Genomic DNA, 18721 nt, shown 5'->3' on the forward strand with positions numbered 1-18721 from the left:
CCGCCGGGGGCCGCCTGCGACCCTCCCTCACTTCCAGCACACCGCACCACTCCACCGGCCGCACCGATGGCAACCGGCCATCCCCGGCAGGCCGATCCGCCGGCGCTCCACGCGCCGTGCGCAGCACCTCCAAGACCCGGCACGCGTCAGCGCGTCGCCGAGACACCGAACCGATCGGCCCCGTACCGGGGCATCCGGACGAAAGACACACCTCATGACCACAGATGCACCCTTGTCCGTCTTCGAGCAGCTCGACCTGCCCGACACGGGCCTCACGCGGGACACCTATGCCTATGTGGAACGGATCTCGCCCGCATTCGTTCTCCATCACAGCGTCCGTAGCTATGTCTTCGCTCGCGCTCATGCTCAGGATCAGGGTCTGCGCGCCGGTAGCGACTACGACGACGAGCTGCTGTTCATCAGCTGCGCTCTGCACGACATCGGCCTGACCGAGGAAGGCAACGGCGACCAGCGCTTCGAAGTCGACGGCGCTGACACCGCAGCGGCCTTCCTGCGCGAGCACGGCGTCGAGGAACGGCGTATCGCCATCGCCTGGGACGCCATCGCCCTGCACACCTCGGACGGCATCGCCGAACGGAAGGGCACGGAGGTCGCACTGGCCCAGGCCGGCATCGGCACCGACATCCTCGGAGGCCAGCGCGAGAGCCTGCCATCCGGCCTCGCCGACGACGTGCACCTCCTGCTCCCGCGCCTGGACCTCGGCTACGCGCTCAGCGACGCCATCCTCACCCAGGCCAAGGCCAAGCCCCACAAGGCGTCCCCGCTGACCTTCCCGGGCGACCTGCTGCGCCGCCATCTGCCCCACGGCGCCCATCCCGGCTGGTACGACATGCTCGCCGCGGCCGGCTGGGGCGACAAGCCGGTCGGCGCCCTCGCCCGGCGCCGCGCCGAGACGCCTCAGCAGGTGGGGACCTTGTTCATGGAGTACCTGGAGGCAGGCGACGTCGAGGGTCTGGTATCGCTCTACGAGCCGAACGCCCACTTCGTCCCTGCCCCCGGGACTCACTCGGTCGGCACGGACGCCATCCGCGCGGCCATGCAGCAGATGGTCGACAGCGGCTCCCGCCTCACCCTCGAACTGCGTGACATCCGACAGGTTGACGACGTCGCCCTGGTGTCGAACAACGCCACCCTCACCGGAGCCGGACCAGAGCCGGTGATCTCCACCACCACCGAGATCCTCCGACGACAGCCGGACGGCGGCTGGGCCCACGTCGTGGACGACCCGTTCTTCAGCTGACCACATCGGGCGCCATGGCGACGACGCGCACGGCCCCGCTCATCCGGCGGCCTCGATACCGAGGTCGGCGAGCAGGCCGCGGATGCGCCGCTCGATCTCGTCGCGGATCGGGCGGACGGCGTCGACGCCCCGGCCGGCCGGGTCGTCGAGCTTCCAGTCCAGGTAGCGCTTGCCGGGGAAGTACGGGCAGGCGTCGCCGCAGCCCATGGTGATCACCACGTCGGACGCCTGGACGGCCTCGGCGGTGAGCACCTTGGGCACCTCGGCGGTGATGTCGATGCCGACCTCGGCCAGGGCCTCGACCACGGCCGGGTTCACGGTGTCGGCCGGGGCGGAGCCGGCCGAGCGGACCTCGACCCGGTCGCCGCCGAGGCGGGTGAGGAACGCGGCGGCCATCTGGGAGCGTCCGGCGTTGTGCACGCAGACGAACAGCACGGACGGGACGGCGGGAGTGCTCACGAAAGGGTCCTTCGTCTTCGGGAGGCGGGTCAGCGGGCGGCTTCGGCCGGGTGGTGGTCGCCATGAGGGACGACGACGTCCTCGGCGGCGGGCGTCGGTCGGCCGAACAGCACCGCAACCAGCGCAACACCGGCGGCCAGGCCGACGAGCTGGGCGGCGATGAACGGCAGGACGGAGGCTGGGGCGATGCCGGCGAAGGTGTCGGTGAACGCGCGGCCGATCGTCACGGCCGGGTTGGCGAAGCTGGTCGAGGAGGTGAACCAGTAGGCGGCGCCGATGTAGGCGGCGACCGCGGTCGGGGCGAAGTGCGCGCGGCCGGTGCGGGCCAGGCCGAAGATCAGCAGGATGAGCCCGGCGGTCGCGACGACCTCGCCCAGCCACAGGTGCGGCGCCCAGCGGGCATGCGTCGACCAGCGCACGAGCGGCTCGGCGAACATCGCGTCCGCCAGCACCGCGCCGCCGATCGCCCCGGCGACCTGGGCGACGCCGTAGACCGCGACCTCCCGCAGCTCCGGGCCCCCGCCGTCCCGGCGCTCGGTCCACCAGGCGGCCAGGGTGACGACCGGGTTGAAGTGGGCGCCGGAGACCGGGCCGAGCAGCAGGATCAGCACGCCGAGGCCGAACACCGTCGCCAGCGAGTTGGCCAGCAGCTGCACGCCGACATCCTGGGAGAGCTTGGTGGCCTGGATGCCCGAGCCGACCACGACCGCGACCAGCGCGCCGGTCCCGACGAACTCGACAGCCGCCCGGCGGCCGAGGGGGTACCCCCGGCCGGAGGCTGGGGGAGGAGCTATCTCGGTCATCTGGACCCTCCGGCGGCGGCCGGGGCCTGGAGCAGGGCCGACAGCTTGGCAAGGGCGGCGGGCAGCACCCAGTAGTAGACCCAGGTCCCGCGCCGCTCGGAGCCGACCAGGCCGGCCTCGCGCAGCACCTTGAGGTGGTGGGAGATGGTCGGCTGGGAGACGTCGAACGGCCCGGTCAGGTCGCAGACGCACGCCTCGCCGCCCTCGTGCGAGGCGATCAGCGACAGTAGCCGCAGACGCACCGGGTCCGACAGCGCCTTGAACATCTTCGCCAGGTCGACGGCGGCCTCTTCACCCAGCGGCTCGCGGACCATCGGCGAGCAGCACGCGACCGCCGCCTCGTCCTGATCGAGCACCTTCAGCTCCAGATTCGACATGTGTCTATGTTGACGCTCATCTAATCCGGTGGCAAGCTCGCCTGTATCGACAGTTGTCGAAACAAGAACCCGGATCGGGGAGACCGCCATGTCCCGTGTTCAGCTCGCCCTTCGTGTCGCCGACCTCGAAGGCTCCATCGCCTTCTACTCCAAGCTCTTCGGCACCGAGCCCGCCAAGCGCCGCCCCGGCTACGCGAACTTCGCCATTGCGGAGCCCCCGCTCAAGCTCGTCCTCATCGAGGGCGAGCCCGGTGAGGACACCCGCCTCGACCACCTCGGGGTTGAGGTCGAGACCACCGACCAGGTCGCCGCCGCCACCACCCGCCTCAAGGACGCCGGCCTGGCCACCTTCGAGGAAGGGGGCACCTCCCGGCCGAAGGGCGGGGGAGGCACCTCCTGCTGCTACGCGCTCCAGGACAAGGTCTGGGTGCACGGTCCGGGCAAGGAACCCTGGGAGGTGTACGTCGTCAAGGCCGACGCCGACACCTTCGACAAGGCGACCGGCGCGCCGGACGCCTGCTGCGGCACCACCGCCTGCTGCACTCCCGACGAGCAGGCTCTGGACACGACCCAGAGTCTGGCCGAGGCGAAGGCTGCTGCAGAGTGCTCCTGCGGGAGCTGATCTCGCTCCCGGGCGCAGGCGGCGGCCCGGCCACTGGGGCCCAAAAATCGGAACTGAGACCAAAACTGAGACCAGGACACGAAGAAGGCCCCGACCGGTAACCCGGTCGGGGCCTTCGAGCTGCCATGGCTGGCAAAGGCGGAGGATACGAGATTCGAACTCGTGAGGGGTTGCCCCCAACACGCTTTCCAATTGTTCGTCCAGCCGTTCGGGAGCATCCGCAGGTATCCCGACCTGCGGCGGAGTGCGTTGCTCGCCGTGCTCCGGACGGCGCTGGACGGGAGTGGATGCAACCAAAACTGCAACCAGGTGAGGCGCGCATCGAGACCAGAGCGGAATTCCTACTTCTTTGATAATGTGGCTCCATGACTGAGATGCCCTACAGCATCGGCGAGGGGCCAGCCACCAGGGTCAGCCTCTCCCTGCCCGAAGGTACGGCCGAGGCCATCCGCCAGCGGGTGGGCAAGCGCGAGTTCTCGGCGTTCATCACAGCGGCCGTCGAGCGGGAGCTGCGCGGTCAGATCCTGGACGAGTACCTGGCTGACTTTGAGCGTAGGCAGGGACCGATCTCGCCGGCGGAGCAGGACCGGGCTCGTCAGGTCTTCGACGAGGTGTTCGCCGAGGAGGGCGGATGGCCCGTCGCAAGCTGAGTCACGAGGGCACCTTGGTGCTGGACTCCGAGGGCCTCTCCAAGCTGCTCAGTGATCACGAGCCTGCCGTCGCGCTGGTCGCCGAGGCCCGGAAGCGGGGCATGGAGGTGGTGATCAGTGCTCTGACCATCATCGAAGCCGTGCACAGTCGCACCGATCAGGCGCGTCTGCGGTGGATCCTGTCCGGGCTGCGGATCGTGCAGGTGGGAGATGAGGAGGCCCGAGCGGCTTCCGCGATGCTGATCGCCGCAGGTCTCCATGGCCACAAGTACGCGATCGACGCAGCAGTGGCCGAGATGGCGCTGCGGCAGCAGCGGCCGGTCGTCCTGCTGACTTCGGACATCGACGACATGACAAAGCTCTGCGGTGATCGCGTCCGTCTCGTGGCCGTCTGACGGTAGCCGTTCGACGGTGGGCCGGTGCGGAGGATGCGAGATTCGAACTCGTGAGTGGTTGCCCAACACGCTTTCCAATTCTCCTGGGCGCTGTCCGCCGGGGTGCCGTACCGGTTCTGACCTGGGGTGAAGCGGGGTGGTGCCCAGGCTTCGAACGTTGCTGGAGTGCAGTGAATGAGACCGGAACTGAGACCATGGGCCGATCCCGGAACCTGGGCCAACTGGGTCGCGCACGTGGTCATGCAGCTCGGCGGCAACATCGTCCTCCACCACCAGAGCAATGCCCGTCATCGCGACGCCCGTGGTTCAGCGGTGCCTGACAGTCTCCTGGTCGGCAACCCCTGATCAACCAGCTGGCAAGGCTGTGCTGTCAGTACCCGACCCTAGGCTAGCTCGATGGGATTCAGATCCAGCTTCTCGCTCCAGCGCATGGTCGAGGCAGCAAAGGGGCTCACCGAGCACGCGGTCGTCCAGCAGCGAATCGACACGGTGTTGCGCATCATGGGAACGGACCGCACGTACGGCAAGGGCCGGCCGTTGGTGGACGCCCTGAACGATGTGGCCCAAGAAGCCATCCTCTGTGGGGACTTCGGGCTTGCCCAGCGCTTCCAACGGTTCGCCGGCTACGCCGACGGAGAGCTGTTCCTCGAAGTTGTGGAGGGGTACTACGACGAGGACGCTCGGCAGCGTGGTGAGGAGTTCCATCGGAGGATGGCCGCTCGTGGCGCCGACCGGGCGGTTGCCGTGCTTGACGTGCTCTGCCGTGACAATCCGGACGCGACTGCCGCGGATGCCCGTGACCTCTTCCGTGGCATTGCCCAGTGCGCCGACCACCTGGGAGTCGAGGCTGGCGAGGGTGGGATCCGGCTGTCCACGCGGGAGGTGAGGCGACTCCAGCAGTACGGCCACCTTGAGCTGGTCCTGCGAAGTCTGCCGCGTCCGGCCTCTGCGGAGTCTGCCCGGTTGCTGGGTGATGTCCTGGTGGATGCCGACGCGGGGCTGTTGGCCCAGTTCCTTGAGCTCAAGGCCAGGCGGGCCGGCCTCGCGGCCCTGAGGGCTGCGGTGGACGATCCGGCCAGTTCCGAGAGCGTGCTTCACGCCTGCCTGAAGAATCAGGCGTGGATCTTCGGTGGGGCCTATGTGGGTGAGCTGGCGCGCCGCCAGTACACCCCGGATACCATCCTGGACATCCCGCTCCTGCGTGCCGATGGTTCCCTGCACGTCGTCGAGCTCAAGCGCGCCAACATCGAGAGCTTGGTCATTCGCCGCAGCGGCCATCTGATGCTGGGCGCGCCACCCCACCAAGCGGTCTCCCAGGCGCAGAACTACCTGCGGACACTGGACGAGGACCGGCGGACCATCCTGGCCGACTACGGAGTCGACAGCCGCAGGGCCTCGGCCACCATTGTGATCGGCCACTCGCGCTATGTGGGAGGGGGTATCGCGCCGAGGGAGGTCGCGGAGACCCTGCGCACCTACAACACGCACGCCACCCGGATAGAAGTGATCACCTACGAGACCCTGCTCGATTCGGCCAGTCGGATGCTTGCGCTGTCATCCGAGCAACAGGACTCGGAAGCGACTGAGGAGCCCGACTCATGACTGACGCCCAGCCCTCGATCGAGCAACTCCTGGCTCGCCTGTGCGGTGGCTCGATCACCGCGAAGGACTACGTGGGCTACTTCCTGAACGAGTGCGGCGAGGAACTCGTCTTCGCCCAGCGTCGAGGGGAGAAGACGGCGCGCCTCTGGCACAGCGATGCGGATTGGCAGCTGTTCCGCGTCGGCGACCACTCGATCCGGGTCGGCGAGGTCATGGACGGGATGATCACTGTCAGCGGCCTGATTATCAACCAACCAGAGGCAACCTGGCTGTCTTCCTGCTTGGCGGCCTCTCGCCACCTGCGCCGGCGGTAGCCGTGATGCCGGCGGGAGACAGCCCGGCAACGACGATGGCCCGGACCGCTGTGCGGTCCGGGCCATCTGCCGGCGGAGGATACGAGATTCGAACTCGTGAGGGGTTACCCCCAACACGCTTTCCAGCTCTCCTGAATGGTGTCCGCTGGGGTCTGTGACCGTTCTGACCTGCGGCGGAGCGAGCTGCTGGGCGGTTGCTGGACCCGGCTGGACGGGGGTGAACGAGACCAAAACTGAGACCAGAAGCCAGAGTCGATCTGGCTCGCGGATCAAGTGATCCAGTTCTCCTGGAGGGCTGGCGTAAGCGGCGCCCGCCGCTCAGAACCCAGTGTCGCGGACCCCTGCTCCCACCTTGGCATCCTGAGCGGCGGTGAGCTGGTGGATCATTAGGATGGCCAGCCCTGCGGCAACGACACCGATCTGGAACATATAGGTCGCGTTCGGGTCGTAGACGGACCCGCCGAAGGCCGGATACAGGAGCGCGCTGAAGAACTTCCCGAGCCAGGCGATCCACCACGCGTTGATCAGCCAGGGACTGCCGGTGCCGCCGCTGGCGTTCCAGATGTCGAGGGCGATGCGGCGTGGGGCCCAGAGCATCTTCAATGGGTGGAACCAGATGCCGACAGTGGCTTCTTCGGAGTGCTGGTGCCGGCCGGGGGCGAAGAGTTCGGCGTTGCGGCTGCAGCGGTGAAACCAGCAGAGGAAGAGTCCGACGGCGGTGAGGAAGAGGGGAACGGAAAGCGGTGCCGCCCAGGCTATGGCGGAGTCGCGACCGCCGGTGACGGTCACGGCGACGTGGAGGAGGGTCTCCATCGCGATCATCGTCTGGGCTGCAAGGGCCAGCGGTCGTGGGTCGGCCAGCGCGCCACGGTAGGCCGCGGCGCGCGAGTTCGGGCGCGCGGGATCGCCGTTGGACGTTGAGCTCACGGGTATGGCCCCCACCTGGTGTGCAGGCGGCGAAGATCACCGCCGCTTCGCCCGCAGACTAGCCGTTTCGGCGCCTCGCTGCCGCCGGACGGCGGCGTGGCAGCGCTTGCGCCCCGGCTGCCGGCCACGATCGCACGCCGGGACCTGAAGTTCTCGCGCCAGAGTCTGTGATTCATGCGGGTAGGCCGGCAGCGGAGCGGCTTACTCGGCAGACTGCGGACAGCGTTGGACGGCGGTGAACGCAAGGGCCGGTCCTTGTGCCGACAGCGGTGCGGCTACCGCGGCTGGCGACGGCGGTTCCCGGCCGCGAGTGACACGATCAGGCCGCGCGATCGGGCCGGGGGCGCGGTTCGTGCGGTTCGGGGGGCACTGTCGTGGCAGAAGGGGATCCCTGAGGCGGGGGCGGTGCGAGCCTGGCGGAGGCCACGTACGCCACGACAACTGCCACAATCACCAGCGGCATGATCGTCAGGCTGTCCGACGCCAGCAGCAGGGTGGCCAGCAGGACGGACGTCAGCGGGAGCCTGAGCATCACGACGGACATCGCGCCGATGCCCAGGGCGACGCCGTCGACGAGCGGCAGTCCCGGCAGGTGCGACAGTGCTATGCCGCCGGCCGCCCCGACGAACAGGGCCGGGAAGGTCGGACCACCGCGGAAGCAGCTCAGCGACACTCCGTAGGCGAGCCCTTTGCAGACGATGAGCAGCAGCAGCGCGCCGACGCTGTAGCTGGCGCTGTTGGTAATGAGCGGTCCGAGTGCGGTCTGCCCGGAGAACAGCACCTCGGAGGAGCTCTTGCCGGTGGCTGCGGCGAACGCGATCGCCAGGCCCGCGACCGCCAGACCGACCGCTGCGGTGACCGGCACGATCCGCCGCACGGAATAGGGCCGCAGGAACAGCGCGAGCCACCGGATTCCGGAGCCGACCGGGACGGCCATGAGCCCGATCGCCACAGCCCACAGGAATTCGGCGCCGGTAGGAGCACCGACGTGCGGCAGACCGGGAATCGCCAGTGAGAACGTGCCCAGGCCGGTCCAGGCATCCAGGCCGACGAATATGAGGGATCCGACGCCTGCGGCCAGCAGACCTGGTACCAGCACGAGTTGCATCATGGCGCCGCCCAGGCCGGAGGCTTCCATCAGGAGGAAGGCACCGGTTATGGGCGAGCCGAGGATGGCGCTGATCGCGGCGAAGCTGCCCGCGGCGGCCAGCACGGACTGGACCCTGGGCGGCGCGTCCCGCTTGACGAGGCGGACCGCGAGGGCGCCGAGCCCCGCGCCGAGGGCGACCAGCGGCCCTTCGGGGCCGAGCACCACGCCCAGGCTCAACGTGGCGAAGGCCGCGAGTACGATGCCCGGAAGGTCGATGGTGGGTGGCGGGCCCTCGCCCGCCTTGAACCCGTCAGCTGGTGAACGCCCGCCCGTGCCGGGCAGATACCGGATGGTGAGCGCGACCAGCACGCCGGCCAGCAGCAGCGGCGGTATGGGCCACCACAGGGGTTCGCCGTGGAAGCCCAGGGCCTTCGGCAGGCTGGTGAAGATCCACCCCTGCAGTTCGCTGACCAGGGCGAGAAAGAAGTAGGCCGCTGCCGAGATGGGAACACCGATCATCGCGGCAAGCACCAGCAGCGCGATGTAGCTCTTGGACCGCAGCAGCGCAAGAGGATCGGACGGAGTCGTCACCACGCCTCCTAGCCTGAGGCCTCACGGCCCGAAGTGGGAAGCAGGCGGGATGCACGCGCCGCCTGCACCGCCGGGCCTTCCCGAACCGGGCAGTTCCTCCTCCCGGCCGAGGCATCCGATAAAACGCTAGCCGCCGGTCGACGAGCCGACCACTTCTGGCCGGTGCCCGACCTTCGCCGAGGTGGGCTCCGGCGGTAGGTCGATGCGGGCGCCGGCCCGCGTGCTGGTGTGCGCGCGATGGTGGCGTCCAATGCCACAGCCCAGTCGAATCTCGCGCCGCAGTAGCGTCCATTGCCGGTCGTCGCACTGGGGCGGCGTCGGCTCGAATGCTTTCCGCCTGCAGCTGGGCCGTTGCTCAGCGGGCTGCGGACGGCTCCGAACGGCAGCGAATGCAACCGAAACTGCAACCACGGAACGACGAAGGACCCGACCGCAGTGCGGTCGGGTCCTTCGGCTGCCATGGCTGGCAGAGGCGGAGGATACGAGATTCGAACTCGTGAGGGGTTGCCCCCAACACGCTTTCCAAGCGTGCGCCCTAGGCCACTAGGCGAATCCTCCGTGGGAGAGCTTAGTACATGTTCGGGGGTGCTCGCGACCACCTATCCGCAGGTGGTCGCGGGTGGCTGCCTGCGGATCGTCGATGGGGGTGGGGGTAGGGAGTAGGGGCTGGGATCCGCTACTCTGGTGCCAGCCCCTCGTGTGGCGTTATCTCTCTGAACCCCCCCAGGGCCGGAAGGCAGCAAGGGTAAGAGGGCTCTGGCGGGTGCACGAGGGGTCTTTGCGTTCCCTGGCGGGGGCGGGGGGCCGACGGACGACGCGTTTGTCCGGCGGTCCCGATATCGTCGGTGGCGTGTCCCTAGCCCTGTACCGCCGCTATCGCCCCGAGACTTTCGCCGAGGTCATCGGGCAGGAGCACGTGACCGCTCCGCTCCAGCAGGCCCTGCGCAACAACAGGGTCAACCACGCCTACCTGTTCAGCGGCCCGCGCGGCTGCGGCAAGACGACGAGTGCGCGCATCCTGGCGCGTTGTCTCAACTGTGCGCAGGGGCCGACGCCGACGCCGTGCGGGGAGTGCCAGTCGTGCACCGACCTGGCGACCGGCGGGCCCGGTTCGATCGACGTGATCGAGATCGACGCCGCGTCGCACGGTGGTGTGGACGACGCGCGTGACCTGCGTGAGCGGGCGTTCTTCGCGCCGGTGCACAGCCGGTACAAGATCTTCATCCTGGACGAGGCGCACATGGTCACCTCGGCCGGGTTCAACGCGCTGCTGAAGGTGGTGGAGGAGCCGCCGGAGCACCTCAAGTTCATCTTCGCGACGACGGAGCCGGAGAAGGTGATCGGGACGATCCGGTCCCGGACCCACCACTACCCGTTCCGGCTGGTGCCGCCGGGCACGCTGCGGGACTACCTGGCCGAGGTCTGCGGGCGGGAGCAGATCCAGGTCGAGGACTCGGTGTTCCCGTTGGTGGTGCGCTCCGGGGCTGGCTCGGTGCGTGACTCGATGTCGGTGATGGACCAGCTCCTGGCCGGCGCGGGCGAGGGCGGGGTCACCTATCAAATGGCCACCGCGCTGCTCGGGTACACGGACTCGGCGCTGTTGGACGAGGTCGTGGACGCGTTCGCCGCGCACGACGGGGCGACGGTGTTCCAGATCGTCGACCGGGTGGTCGAGGGTGGGCACGACCCGCGGCGGTTCGTCACGGATCTGCTGGAGCGGCTGCGCGACCTGCTGATCCTGGGCACGGTGCCGGACGCCGGGGAGAAGGGGCTGATCGACGCTCCTCCGGACCGGGTGGCCGTGATGCAGGCGCAGGCGGACCGGTTCGGGGCGGCCGAGCTCAGCCGGGCCGCCGACATCGTCAACACCGGCTTGACCGAGATGCGCGGGAACGCCGCGCCGCGCCTCCAGCTGGAGCTGATCTGTGCCCGGGTGATGCTGCCCGGCGCGTACAGCGACGAGCTGTCGCTGATGGCGCGGATGGAGACCCTGGAGCGGCGGGCCGCCGCGGGCGGCGGGACGGCGTTCGGGGGCGGGGGGGGATTCGCCGGCGCCGGTGCGCCGGTGGCGGCCATGGCGCCGGCACCCGTGGTGCCAGCGGTGACAGAGGTGCCGGTAGTGGCGCCTGCGGCGTTCCAGCAGCCGGTACAGGCACCGGCACCTGCTTCCGTGCCCGCTCCCGCTCCGGCGGCGGGGCCCGCGCCGGGGGCTTGGCCGATCCCGCGCAGCTTCCCGGCGGCCGGGCAGGAGCCGACGCCGACACCGACGTCGACGCCCCCGCCCGTTCAGCAGCCGGCAGCGGCCCCGCCCGCCCCGCCGGTCCAGCAGCAGCCGTCCGCAGGGGCGCAGCAGGGCGCGGCGCAGGTGCGGCAGATGTGGCCGCAGATCCTGGAGGCGGTGAAGAACCGCCGCCGCTTCACCTGGATCCTGTTGAGCCAGAACGGCCAGGTCGCGGGCTTCGACGGCAGTGTCCTCCAGGTCTCCTTCATCAACGCCGGGGCCCGCGACAGCTTCGTCAGCAGCAACAGCGACGACGTACTGAAGCAGGCGGTGGCCGACGCGCTCAACGTGGACTGGCGGATCGAGTGCATCGTCGACCCGTCCGGCGGCGGCAGCCAGGCGCCCGCGCCCACCGCGGGCAGCGGCGGCTGGGGTGGCGCGGGCGGGGCGGGCGGTGCCTCGCCGGCCTCGCGTCAGCCGGCTCCCGCGGCGGCTCCTCCCGCCGCGCCGGTCGCCCAGTTCGCCCCGGCCACGCCGCAGGCCCAGGCACCGGCGCCGGCACCGTCCGTACAGCAACAGCAGCCGCAGCACCAGCAACAGCAGCAGCACCAGCAGCAGGCGCAGGCTCCGGCGGTCGTGTCGCAGGCGGCGCCCGCCGGGCCGTCGCCGATGACGTCGGGGTTCGGTCCTGAGGACGACGACGACCCGGAGGCCGGCGGTCCGGGCCAGCCGGTGAACACCGTCTCCGGTCAGGAGCTGATCATCCGGGAGCTCAACGCGACCGTTCTGGAGGAGATCCAGCACGGCCGTTGATCACCGGCTGATCGGCGGGAGCGGCGGGAACGGGCGAAACCGGGACCTTATGAGCGCCGCACCGCCCAGGACGTAGGCTCGATCCGACGGAGGACGGCGTGCCACGCGACGCGCCGCCGCATGGAGTTTCTCAGGCAGGAGTGAACCGTGTTTCCTGGTGGTGGCCAGCCCAACATGCAGCAGCTGCTCAAGCAGGCGCAGAAGATGCAGGAGGACCTCGGCCGCGCGCAGCAGGAGCTGGCCGACGCGCGGGTGAGCGGTTCGGCGGGCGGCGGCCTGGTCGAGGCCACGGTGAGCGGTAGCGGCGAGCTGATGGCGCTCACCATCGCGCCGGCCGCCGTCGACCCGGAGGACACCGAGACGCTGGCGGACCTGGTCCTGGCGGCCGTCCGGGACGCCAACGCGGCGGCCCAGAAGCTCGCGGCCGAGCGGATGGGCCCGCTGACCCAGGGCCTCGGCGGTCTCGGCGGCAGCATCCCGGGGCTGCCCTTCTGAACATCTCAGGTCATTCGGGCGTCGGACGGTGTGTCCGACGCCCGAATCGTTGGATGATGGCACCGGCGGCGGCGAACGAGCAGCAGAGCCGACGTCGTGAACGCAGTGGCGAGTGCAGTGGCGAGAGCAGTGGGAAGGCAGAGCGGTGTACGAGGGCGTTGTTCAGGACCTGATCGACGAGTTGGGCAGGCTGCCCGGCGTCGGGCCCAAGAGCGCGCAGCGGATCGCCTTCCACATCCTGGCGGCCGACCCGGTGGACGTCCGGCGTCTGGCGCACACGCTGCTGGAGGTCAAGGACAAGGTCCGGTTCTGCGCGGTCTGCGGCAACGTGGCGGAGACCGAGCGCTGCCGGGTCTGTCTGGACCCGAGGCGCGACCTGACGGTCATCTGCGTGGTGGAGGAGTCCAAGGACGTCGTGGCGATCGAGCGGACGCGTGAGTTCCGCGGCCGCTACCACGTGCTCGGCGGCGCGATCAGCCCGATCGAGGGCGTCGGTCCGGACGACCTGCGGATCAGGGAACTGCTGGCGCGCCTGGCCGACGGGACGGTCAGCGAGCTGATCCTCGCCACAGACCCCAACCTGGAAGGGGAGGCGACCGCGACCTACCTGGCCCGGCTCTGCAAGCCGATGGGGCTGAAGGTGACCCGACTGGCGAGCGGACTGCCCGTCGGCGGGGACTTGGAGTACGCCGACGAGGTCACCCTCGGCCGGGCCTTCGAAGGGAGACGACTGCTCGATGTCTGACAAGAGCGTGCACCCGGGTGTGCACACCCAGACCGTGCCGGCGCAGGGACCGGACGACTTCGCCGTGCAGATCGCGGACTCGGTCAAGAGCTTCGTGCTGGCCGTGACGGAGATCGCCAAGGGCGACGAGCCGGGCAGCGCCGTGTCACTGCTGCTGCTGGAGGTCTCCCAGCTGCTGTTGGCCGGCGGGCGGCTCGGCGCTGTCGAGGACGTCCTGCCCGAGGACCGGTTCGAGCCGGACACCGGGCCCGAGCCGGACGGCGTGGAGCTGCGTGAGCGCCTCGCCGAGCTGCTCGCGCCGATCGACGTCTACCACGAGGTCTTCGACCCGTACGGTGCGCCGACGATGCCCAGCGCGTTCCGGATCTCGGACGATCTGGCGGGCGTGGTGAGCGACCTGCGGCACGGCCTGACGCACTACGACGAGGGCCGGATCAGCGAGGCGCTCTGGTGGTGGCAGTTCTCCTACCTCTCCACCTGGGGCTCGTCCTGCACCGCGGTGCTGCGGGCGCTGCAGTCGCTGATCGCGCACGTCCGGCTGGACAGCCCGATCGGCGCGGTGCCGGACGGCGCGGACACGGACGACGACGGGTTGACCGACGAGCAGCTGGAGCAGCAGGCCGGCGCCCTGATGGCCGCCGAGCTCGGCACCTGACACCCGGCCACCGCTGAGCGTCAGACGGCCGCGAGCAGGGTCCGCAGCAGATCGTTCAGCTGCGCGGCCTGCTCGCCGCCGAGCGCGGCCAGCGCCTGCTGCTGCTCGGCCAGCCCGGCGCTGACGGCCTGGTCCACCACGGCCAGCCCCTGCGCGGTGAGCGAGACCCGGAGCCCGCGCCGGTCCACGGGGTCGGGGGAGCGCAGCACCAGTCCGGCCCGCTCCAGCTTGTCCAGCCGGCCGGTCATGCCGCCCGTGGTGAGCATCAGGGTGGCCGTCAGCTCGCGCGGGGAGAGCACGTGCGGCGCGGGTGCCCGGCGCAGCGTGGCGAGGACGTCGAACTCGCCGCGACCGATGCCGAACCGCTGGTACGTCCGTTCGATCCGGTCGCCCATCGCCCGGGCCAGCCGGTAGATCCGCCCGAACACCGCCATCGCGTCGGTCTCCAGGTCGGGCCTGGCCCGCTGCCACTGGTCGATGATCGTGTCCACCGCGTCCGGCGGTAGCGCGCCGGTGGCGGGCGCGGATGCGGGGGCGGTGGCTTCGATGGGCTCCATGGGGACCAGTCTGCCACAAACTAGCTTGACTCTAAGTCGCTTACTGCTAAGTTACTTTCAACTTAGCAATTGGGGGGATCATGATCACGGACAGCTGGGGCAGCGGCAGGCTGCGGCGGCGGCGCGTGCCGCGCGTGCCGCGCGTGCCGGGTGAGCGCGCCCTGCTGGCGGGGATGGCGGTCGACTCCGTGGGCTCGGGGATGTACATCCCGTTCAGCCTGGTGTTCTTCCGGCACGTCACCGGCCTGCCGCTGACGCTGATCGGCGCGGTGCTCACGGCCACCGGGTTCGCGGCGATGGCGGCGCTGCCGCTGGTCGGCGTCGCGGTGGACCGGTTCGGCGCCCGCCGCCTCCAGTTGGCGCTCTACGGGCTGCGCGGCCTGGCCTTCGCCGCCTACCCGTTCGCCACCTCGCTGCCGGCCTTCGCCGTCGTGGCCCTGCTCACCGCGACCGGCGACCGCGGCTTCCCGGTCGTCCAGCAGGCCCGGATCGGCGAGCTGGCCCGGGGGGCGGACGTCGAGCGACTGCAGGCGATCGCCCGCAGCCTGGCCAACGCCGGACTGGGGGCGGGGACGCTGCTCGCCTCGCTGATCATCGGCGTGCTCGGCGACCGGGGCTTCACGGTGGCGGCCTGGCTCAACGCCGCGAGCTTCCTGGCCGCGGGCCTGCTGGCGCGCCGGACGCCCGGGACGGGCCGCAGCCGTCCGGCTCCCGCCCGCGCCGACGGGCCGGCGGCCGACGGGCCGGCGCGGGTCGGCTACCGCGTGGTGCTGGCCGACCGGCAGTACCTCGGCCTGACCTCGGCCAACTTCCTGATCGCCCTCGGCTACTCGGCCCTCTCGGTCCTGCTGCCGGTCTTCGCGGTGAGCCGGCTGGGCGCCCCGCAGTCGCTGACCGGCGCGGCTTTCGTGGTGAACACGGTGCTCTGCGCGGTCGCCGGGGTCCCGGTGGCGCGGGCCGCGAGGCGCTTCGGCAGCCGCACGGCGGCCGCGGCGGCCGGCGCCGGGTTCTTCGCGCTGGCCGCGCTCGGCCAGGCGGTGCTGGGCACCCTGCGGCCGCACGCGCTGCCGCTGCTGATGGCCGGGCTGCTGGCGGCCGTGGTGGTCGCCACGGTCGGGGAGCTGGTGCACAACCCGTCGGCCTCCTCGCTGGCCACCGCCGCCGCGCCGGTGGAGCTGCGGGGGCGGTACCTGGCGACGTACCAGCTCTCCTGGTCGCTCGCGAAGACCGTCGCGCCCTCGCTCTTCACCGTGCTGCTCGCGGTGGACGGCCGGCTGCCGTGGCTTGTGGTCGCCGCCGCGGCGCTGGCGGGTGGCGCGCTGCTGCTGCGGCTGGGCCGGACCCTGCCGCAGCACGTGGTGCGGCCGGACGCCGGGGCCACGGTCGTCGCCATGGGTGCGACGGGTTCGACGGCTACGGCAGGTGCGACGGGCGGATCAGGCGGGGGCCCGGTGAAAATCTTGAAAAATCTTCAACCGGCAAATCCGGAGCGGAACCCGCCCGCCCCCGTGAATCTTTCGCACCCGCCCCGGATCCCCCGCAGAGTCGCCCGTCGCGCCGCAACCGGAGCGTCCACCAGGTAAAACGTCAGTCTCACCATATGGAATGCGGCCGAACCCGGCCGCCCGCTCGGTAGACTGACCCGCGACCGAAAGGACCCCCTCACGCAGGGGGCCCGGGGGACCGGACGACGCCACCCGCGCCGACCACCACCACCCCCGAAAACGACTTAGTCGAGGAGCGCACGTGGGCCTTGTCGTGCAGAAGTACGGCGGCTCATCCGTTGCGGATGCCGAGGGCATCAAGCGCGTGGCCCGTCGCATCGTGGACACCAAGAAGGCCGGCCATGAGGTCGTCGTCGTGGTGTCCGCGATGGGCGACACGACGGACGAGCTGATCGAACTCGCCGAGCAGGTTTCCCCCCTGCCCGCCGGCCGTGAGTTCGACATGCTGCTGACCGCTGGTGAGCGGATCTCGATGGCGCTGCTGGCCATGGCCATCAGATCCCTGGGTCACGAGGCCCAGTCGTTCACGGGGAGCCAGGCCGGAGTCATCACCGACTCGGTCCACAACAAGGCGCGCATCATCGACGTCACGCCGGGCCGGATCCGCAATGCCCTGGACGAGGGCAACATCGCGATCGTGGCCGGCTTCCAGGGCGTCTCCCAGGTGAGCAAGGACATCACTACCCTGGGCCGTGGCGGCTCCGACACCACCGCGGTGGCGCTGGCCGCCGCACTCAAGGCCGAGGTCTGCGAGATCTACACCGATGTGGACGGCGTTTTCACCGCCGACCCGCGGGTGGTCAAGAAGGCCCGCAAGATCGACTGGATCGGCTACGAGGACATGCTGGAGCTGGCCTCGTCCGGCTCCAAGGTGCTGCTGGACCGCTGTGTCGAGTACGCGCGGCGCTACACGATCCCGATCCACGTACGATCGTCGTTCTCCGGACTGCCGGGGACCATCGTCAGCAACACCAACCCGACCAAGCCCGAAGGGGGCGAGATGGAGCAGGCCATCATCTCCGGGGTCGCCCACGACACGTCCGAGGCCAAGGTCACGGTCGTCGGCGTGCCGGACAAGCCGGGCGAGGCTGCCCGGATCTTCCGCGCGATCGCGGACGCCGAGGTCAACATCGACATGGTGGTGCAGAACGTCTCGGCCGCCTCCACCGGTCTGACCGACATCTCCTTCACCCTGCCGAAGGCCGAGGGCCAGAAGGCCATCGACGCCCTCGGCCGGGTCAAGGAGGGCATCGGCTACGAGTCGCTGCGCTACGACGACGCGATCGGCAAGATCTCGCTGGTCGGCGCCGGCATGCGCTCCAACCCGGGGGTCACCGCGACCTTCTTCGAGGCGCTCTCCGAGGCCGGGGTCAACATCGAGCTGATCTCCACCTCGGAGATCCGGATCTCCGTGGTGACCCGCGCCGACGACGTCAACGAGGCGGTCCGCGCGGTGCACTCCGCGTTCGGCCTGGACAGCGACAGCGACGAGGCCGTCGTCTACGGCGGGACCGGGCGATGAGTCGCCGGCCCAACCTCGCCGTGGTCGGCGCCACCGGCGCCGTCGGCACGGTGATGCTCGGCATCCTCTCCGCCCGCCAGGACGTCTGGGGAGAGATCCGGCTGATCGCCTCCGCCCGCTCGGCCGGCCGCAAGCTGTCCGTGCGCGGCCAGGAGGTCGAGGTCGTGGCGCTGAGCGAGGAGGCCTTCGAGGGCATCGACATCGCGATGTTCGACGTCCCGGACGAGGTCTCGGCGCAGTGGGCGCCGATCGCGGTGGCCCGGGGCGCCGTCGTCGTCGACAACTCCGGGGCCTTCCGGATGGACGACGACGTGCCGCTGGTGGTGCCCGAGGTGAACGCGGCCGCGGCCCGGCTGCGTCCGCGCGGCATCATCGCCAACCCGAACTGCACCACGCTGTCGATGATCGTCGCGCTGGGCGCGCTGCACTCCGAGCTCAGCCTCAAGGAGCTGGTGGTCGCCTCCTACCAGGCGGCCTCCGGCGCCGGTCAGCCCGGCATCGACGCACTGCGCGAGCAGACCGCGAAGGTGGCCGGTACGGCCGTCGGCGAGCAGACCGGCGACCTGCGCGCGGTGATCGGCGACAACGGCCCGTTCCCGGCGCCGCTGGTGCTGAACGCGGTGCCGTGGGCCGGCTCGCTCCAGGAGGGCGGCTGGTCCTCCGAGGAGCTCAAGGTCCGCAACGAGAGCCGCAAGATCCTCGGCCTGCCGAACCTCAGGGTCTCCGCCACCTGTGTGCGGATCCCGGTGGTCACCACGCACTCGCTGGCCGTGCACGCGGTCTTCGAGCGCGAGGTCAGCCAGCTGCGCGCCCAGGAGATCCTGGCCCGGGCGCCCGGCGTGGTGCTGTACGACAACCCGGAGGCCGGCGAGTTCCCGACGCCGAACGACGTGGTCGGCACCGACCCCACCTGGGTCGGCCGGGTGCGTCGCTCGATCGACGACCCGAACGCCCTGGACCTCTTCCTCTGCGGCGACAACCTGCGCAAGGGCGCGGCCCTCAACACCGCGCAGATCGCCGAGCTGGTCGCTGCGGAATTCCTCGGCTGACACACGGATCCACCCCTGGTTTTTGATCTGGAGCCCCCTTCCGGTGGAGGGGGCTCCGCTCTGTGCGG

The 18721-nt window shown here is 70.3% G+C and carries 19 protein-coding genes, 1 tRNA gene and 1 other RNA gene; 14 read left to right on the forward strand and 7 right to left on the reverse strand.

Annotated elements, in window-relative coordinates:
• Positions 1 to 214 precede the first annotated feature (214 nt).
• The gene (locus BS80_RS22120) at positions 215 to 1261 is read left to right on the forward strand and encodes an SgcJ/EcaC family oxidoreductase (protein WP_035799913.1); all 1047 of its coding nucleotides are present in this window, start codon (positions 215 to 217) and stop codon (positions 1259 to 1261) included.
• Positions 1262 to 1300: 39 nt separating this feature from the next.
• Here the strand turns inward: BS80_RS22120 and BS80_RS22125 are convergent, their stop codons facing one another.
• From BS80_RS22125 to BS80_RS22135, 3 genes are read right to left on the reverse strand one after another with little or no spacing between them, the layout of a single operon-like run.
• Positions 1301 to 1720, reverse strand: a complete 420-nt coding sequence (locus BS80_RS22125; RefSeq protein ID WP_035799915.1) for an arsenate reductase ArsC — start codon at positions 1718 to 1720, stop codon at positions 1301 to 1303.
• Between the two features lie 29 nt (positions 1721 to 1749).
• On the reverse strand, positions 1750 to 2523 hold the full coding sequence (locus tag BS80_RS22130; protein WP_051966905.1) for an aquaporin: 774 nt from the start codon (positions 2521 to 2523) through the stop codon (positions 1750 to 1752).
• Entirely contained in the window at positions 2520 to 2900 is a 381-nt protein-coding gene (locus BS80_RS22135) for an ArsR/SmtB family transcription factor (protein WP_078656213.1), read from the reverse strand. Before BS80_RS22135 ends, BS80_RS22130 begins: the two co-directional genes overlap by 4 nt.
• An 88-nt stretch (positions 2901 to 2988) precedes the next feature.
• Between BS80_RS22135 and BS80_RS22140 the strand changes: the two genes are divergently transcribed.
• The 5 genes from BS80_RS22140 to BS80_RS22160 all read left to right on the forward strand — a co-directional run bounded on the left by BS80_RS22140 (position 2989) and on the right by BS80_RS22160 (position 6483).
• A complete protein-coding gene (locus BS80_RS22140; protein ID WP_035799917.1) occupies positions 2989 to 3522 on the forward strand; it encodes an ArsI/CadI family heavy metal resistance metalloenzyme in 534 nt (177 codons plus the stop codon).
• A 365-nt stretch (positions 3523 to 3887) separates the two neighbouring features.
• Positions 3888 to 4172: a hypothetical protein gene (locus tag BS80_RS22145; RefSeq protein WP_035799918.1), complete on the forward strand. Its 285-nt coding sequence runs from the start codon at positions 3888 to 3890 to the stop codon at positions 4170 to 4172.
• Positions 4154 to 4567 (forward strand): PIN domain-containing protein, encoded by a 414-nt coding sequence (locus BS80_RS22150; RefSeq protein ID WP_035799922.1) that lies wholly within the window; start codon positions 4154 to 4156, stop codon positions 4565 to 4567. Before BS80_RS22145 ends, BS80_RS22150 begins: the two co-directional genes overlap by 19 nt.
• Positions 4568 to 4963: 396 nt before the next feature.
• Positions 4964 to 6169, forward strand: a complete 1206-nt coding sequence (locus BS80_RS22155; RefSeq protein ID WP_035799925.1) for a Shedu anti-phage system protein SduA domain-containing protein — start codon at positions 4964 to 4966, stop codon at positions 6167 to 6169.
• The gene (locus tag BS80_RS22160) at positions 6166 to 6483 is read left to right on the forward strand and encodes a hypothetical protein (protein ID WP_035799928.1); all 318 of its coding nucleotides are present in this window, start codon (positions 6166 to 6168) and stop codon (positions 6481 to 6483) included. The genes BS80_RS22155 and BS80_RS22160 overlap by 4 nt, the downstream gene beginning before the upstream one ends.
• 318 nt (positions 6484 to 6801) lie before the next feature.
• Here BS80_RS22160 and BS80_RS22165 read toward each other — a convergent pair whose 3' ends face one another.
• From BS80_RS22165 to BS80_RS22175, 3 genes are all read right to left on the reverse strand, one after another.
• On the reverse strand, positions 6802 to 7410 hold the full coding sequence (locus tag BS80_RS22165) for a DUF4328 domain-containing protein (protein WP_157536468.1): 609 nt from the start codon (positions 7408 to 7410) through the stop codon (positions 6802 to 6804).
• Positions 7411 to 7729: 319 nt separating this feature from the next.
• Positions 7730 to 9091, reverse strand: a complete 1362-nt coding sequence (locus BS80_RS22170) for a chloride channel protein (protein ID WP_232246569.1) — start codon at positions 9089 to 9091, stop codon at positions 7730 to 7732.
• Between the two features lie 473 nt (positions 9092 to 9564).
• Positions 9565 to 9649 (reverse strand) — tRNA-Ser (locus tag BS80_RS22175).
• Positions 9650 to 9780: 131 nt separating this feature from the next.
• On the opposite strand from BS80_RS22175, the gene ffs reads away from it, so the two are divergent.
• The 5 genes from ffs (at position 9781) to BS80_RS22195 (ending at position 14020) form a co-directional block, all read left to right on the forward strand.
• Positions 9781 to 9871, forward strand: an RNA gene (gene ffs / locus BS80_RS38660) — signal recognition particle sRNA small type.
• 70 nt (positions 9872 to 9941) lie between these two features.
• The gene (locus BS80_RS22180; protein WP_035799931.1) at positions 9942 to 12125 is read left to right on the forward strand and encodes a DNA polymerase III subunit gamma and tau; all 2184 of its coding nucleotides are present in this window, start codon (positions 9942 to 9944) and stop codon (positions 12123 to 12125) included.
• 147 nt (positions 12126 to 12272) lie between these two features.
• Positions 12273 to 12620, forward strand: coding sequence for a YbaB/EbfC family nucleoid-associated protein (locus BS80_RS22185; RefSeq protein ID WP_083975051.1), 348 nt, complete (start codon positions 12273 to 12275; stop codon positions 12618 to 12620).
• A gap of 145 nt (positions 12621 to 12765) precedes the next feature.
• Entirely contained in the window at positions 12766 to 13365 is a 600-nt protein-coding gene (gene recR / locus BS80_RS22190; protein WP_035799940.1) for a recombination mediator RecR, read from the forward strand.
• Positions 13358 to 14020: a DUF5063 domain-containing protein gene (locus BS80_RS22195; RefSeq protein WP_035799943.1), complete on the forward strand. Its 663-nt coding sequence runs from the start codon at positions 13358 to 13360 to the stop codon at positions 14018 to 14020. The genes recR and BS80_RS22195 overlap by 8 nt, the downstream gene beginning before the upstream one ends.
• Before the next feature lie 20 nt (positions 14021 to 14040).
• On the opposite strand, the gene BS80_RS22200 is transcribed toward BS80_RS22195, so the two are convergent.
• A complete protein-coding gene (locus BS80_RS22200) occupies positions 14041 to 14577 on the reverse strand; it encodes a MarR family winged helix-turn-helix transcriptional regulator (RefSeq protein WP_051966907.1) in 537 nt (178 codons plus the stop codon).
• Positions 14578 to 14657: 80 nt separating this feature from the next.
• On the opposite strand from BS80_RS22200, the gene BS80_RS22205 reads away from it, so the two are divergent.
• The 3 genes from BS80_RS22205 to BS80_RS22215 all read left to right on the forward strand — a co-directional run bounded on the left by BS80_RS22205 (position 14658) and on the right by BS80_RS22215 (position 18653).
• The gene (locus BS80_RS22205; RefSeq protein WP_063772030.1) at positions 14658 to 16160 is read left to right on the forward strand and encodes an MFS transporter; all 1503 of its coding nucleotides are present in this window, start codon (positions 14658 to 14660) and stop codon (positions 16158 to 16160) included.
• A 163-nt stretch (positions 16161 to 16323) separates the two neighbouring features.
• Positions 16324 to 17604, forward strand: coding sequence for an aspartate kinase (locus BS80_RS22210; protein ID WP_035799945.1), 1281 nt, complete (start codon positions 16324 to 16326; stop codon positions 17602 to 17604).
• Positions 17601 to 18653 carry an aspartate-semialdehyde dehydrogenase gene (locus tag BS80_RS22215; protein ID WP_035799947.1) on the forward strand — a complete coding sequence of 351 codons (1053 nt, stop codon included), beginning with the start codon at positions 17601 to 17603 and terminating at the stop codon, positions 18651 to 18653. Before BS80_RS22210 ends, BS80_RS22215 begins: the two co-directional genes overlap by 4 nt.
• Positions 18654 to 18721: the final 68 nt, after the last annotated feature.

This window comes from Kitasatospora mediocidica KCTC 9733 (assembly GCF_000744225.1).
GTDB lineage: Bacteria > Actinomycetota > Actinomycetes > Streptomycetales > Streptomycetaceae > Kitasatospora > Kitasatospora mediocidica.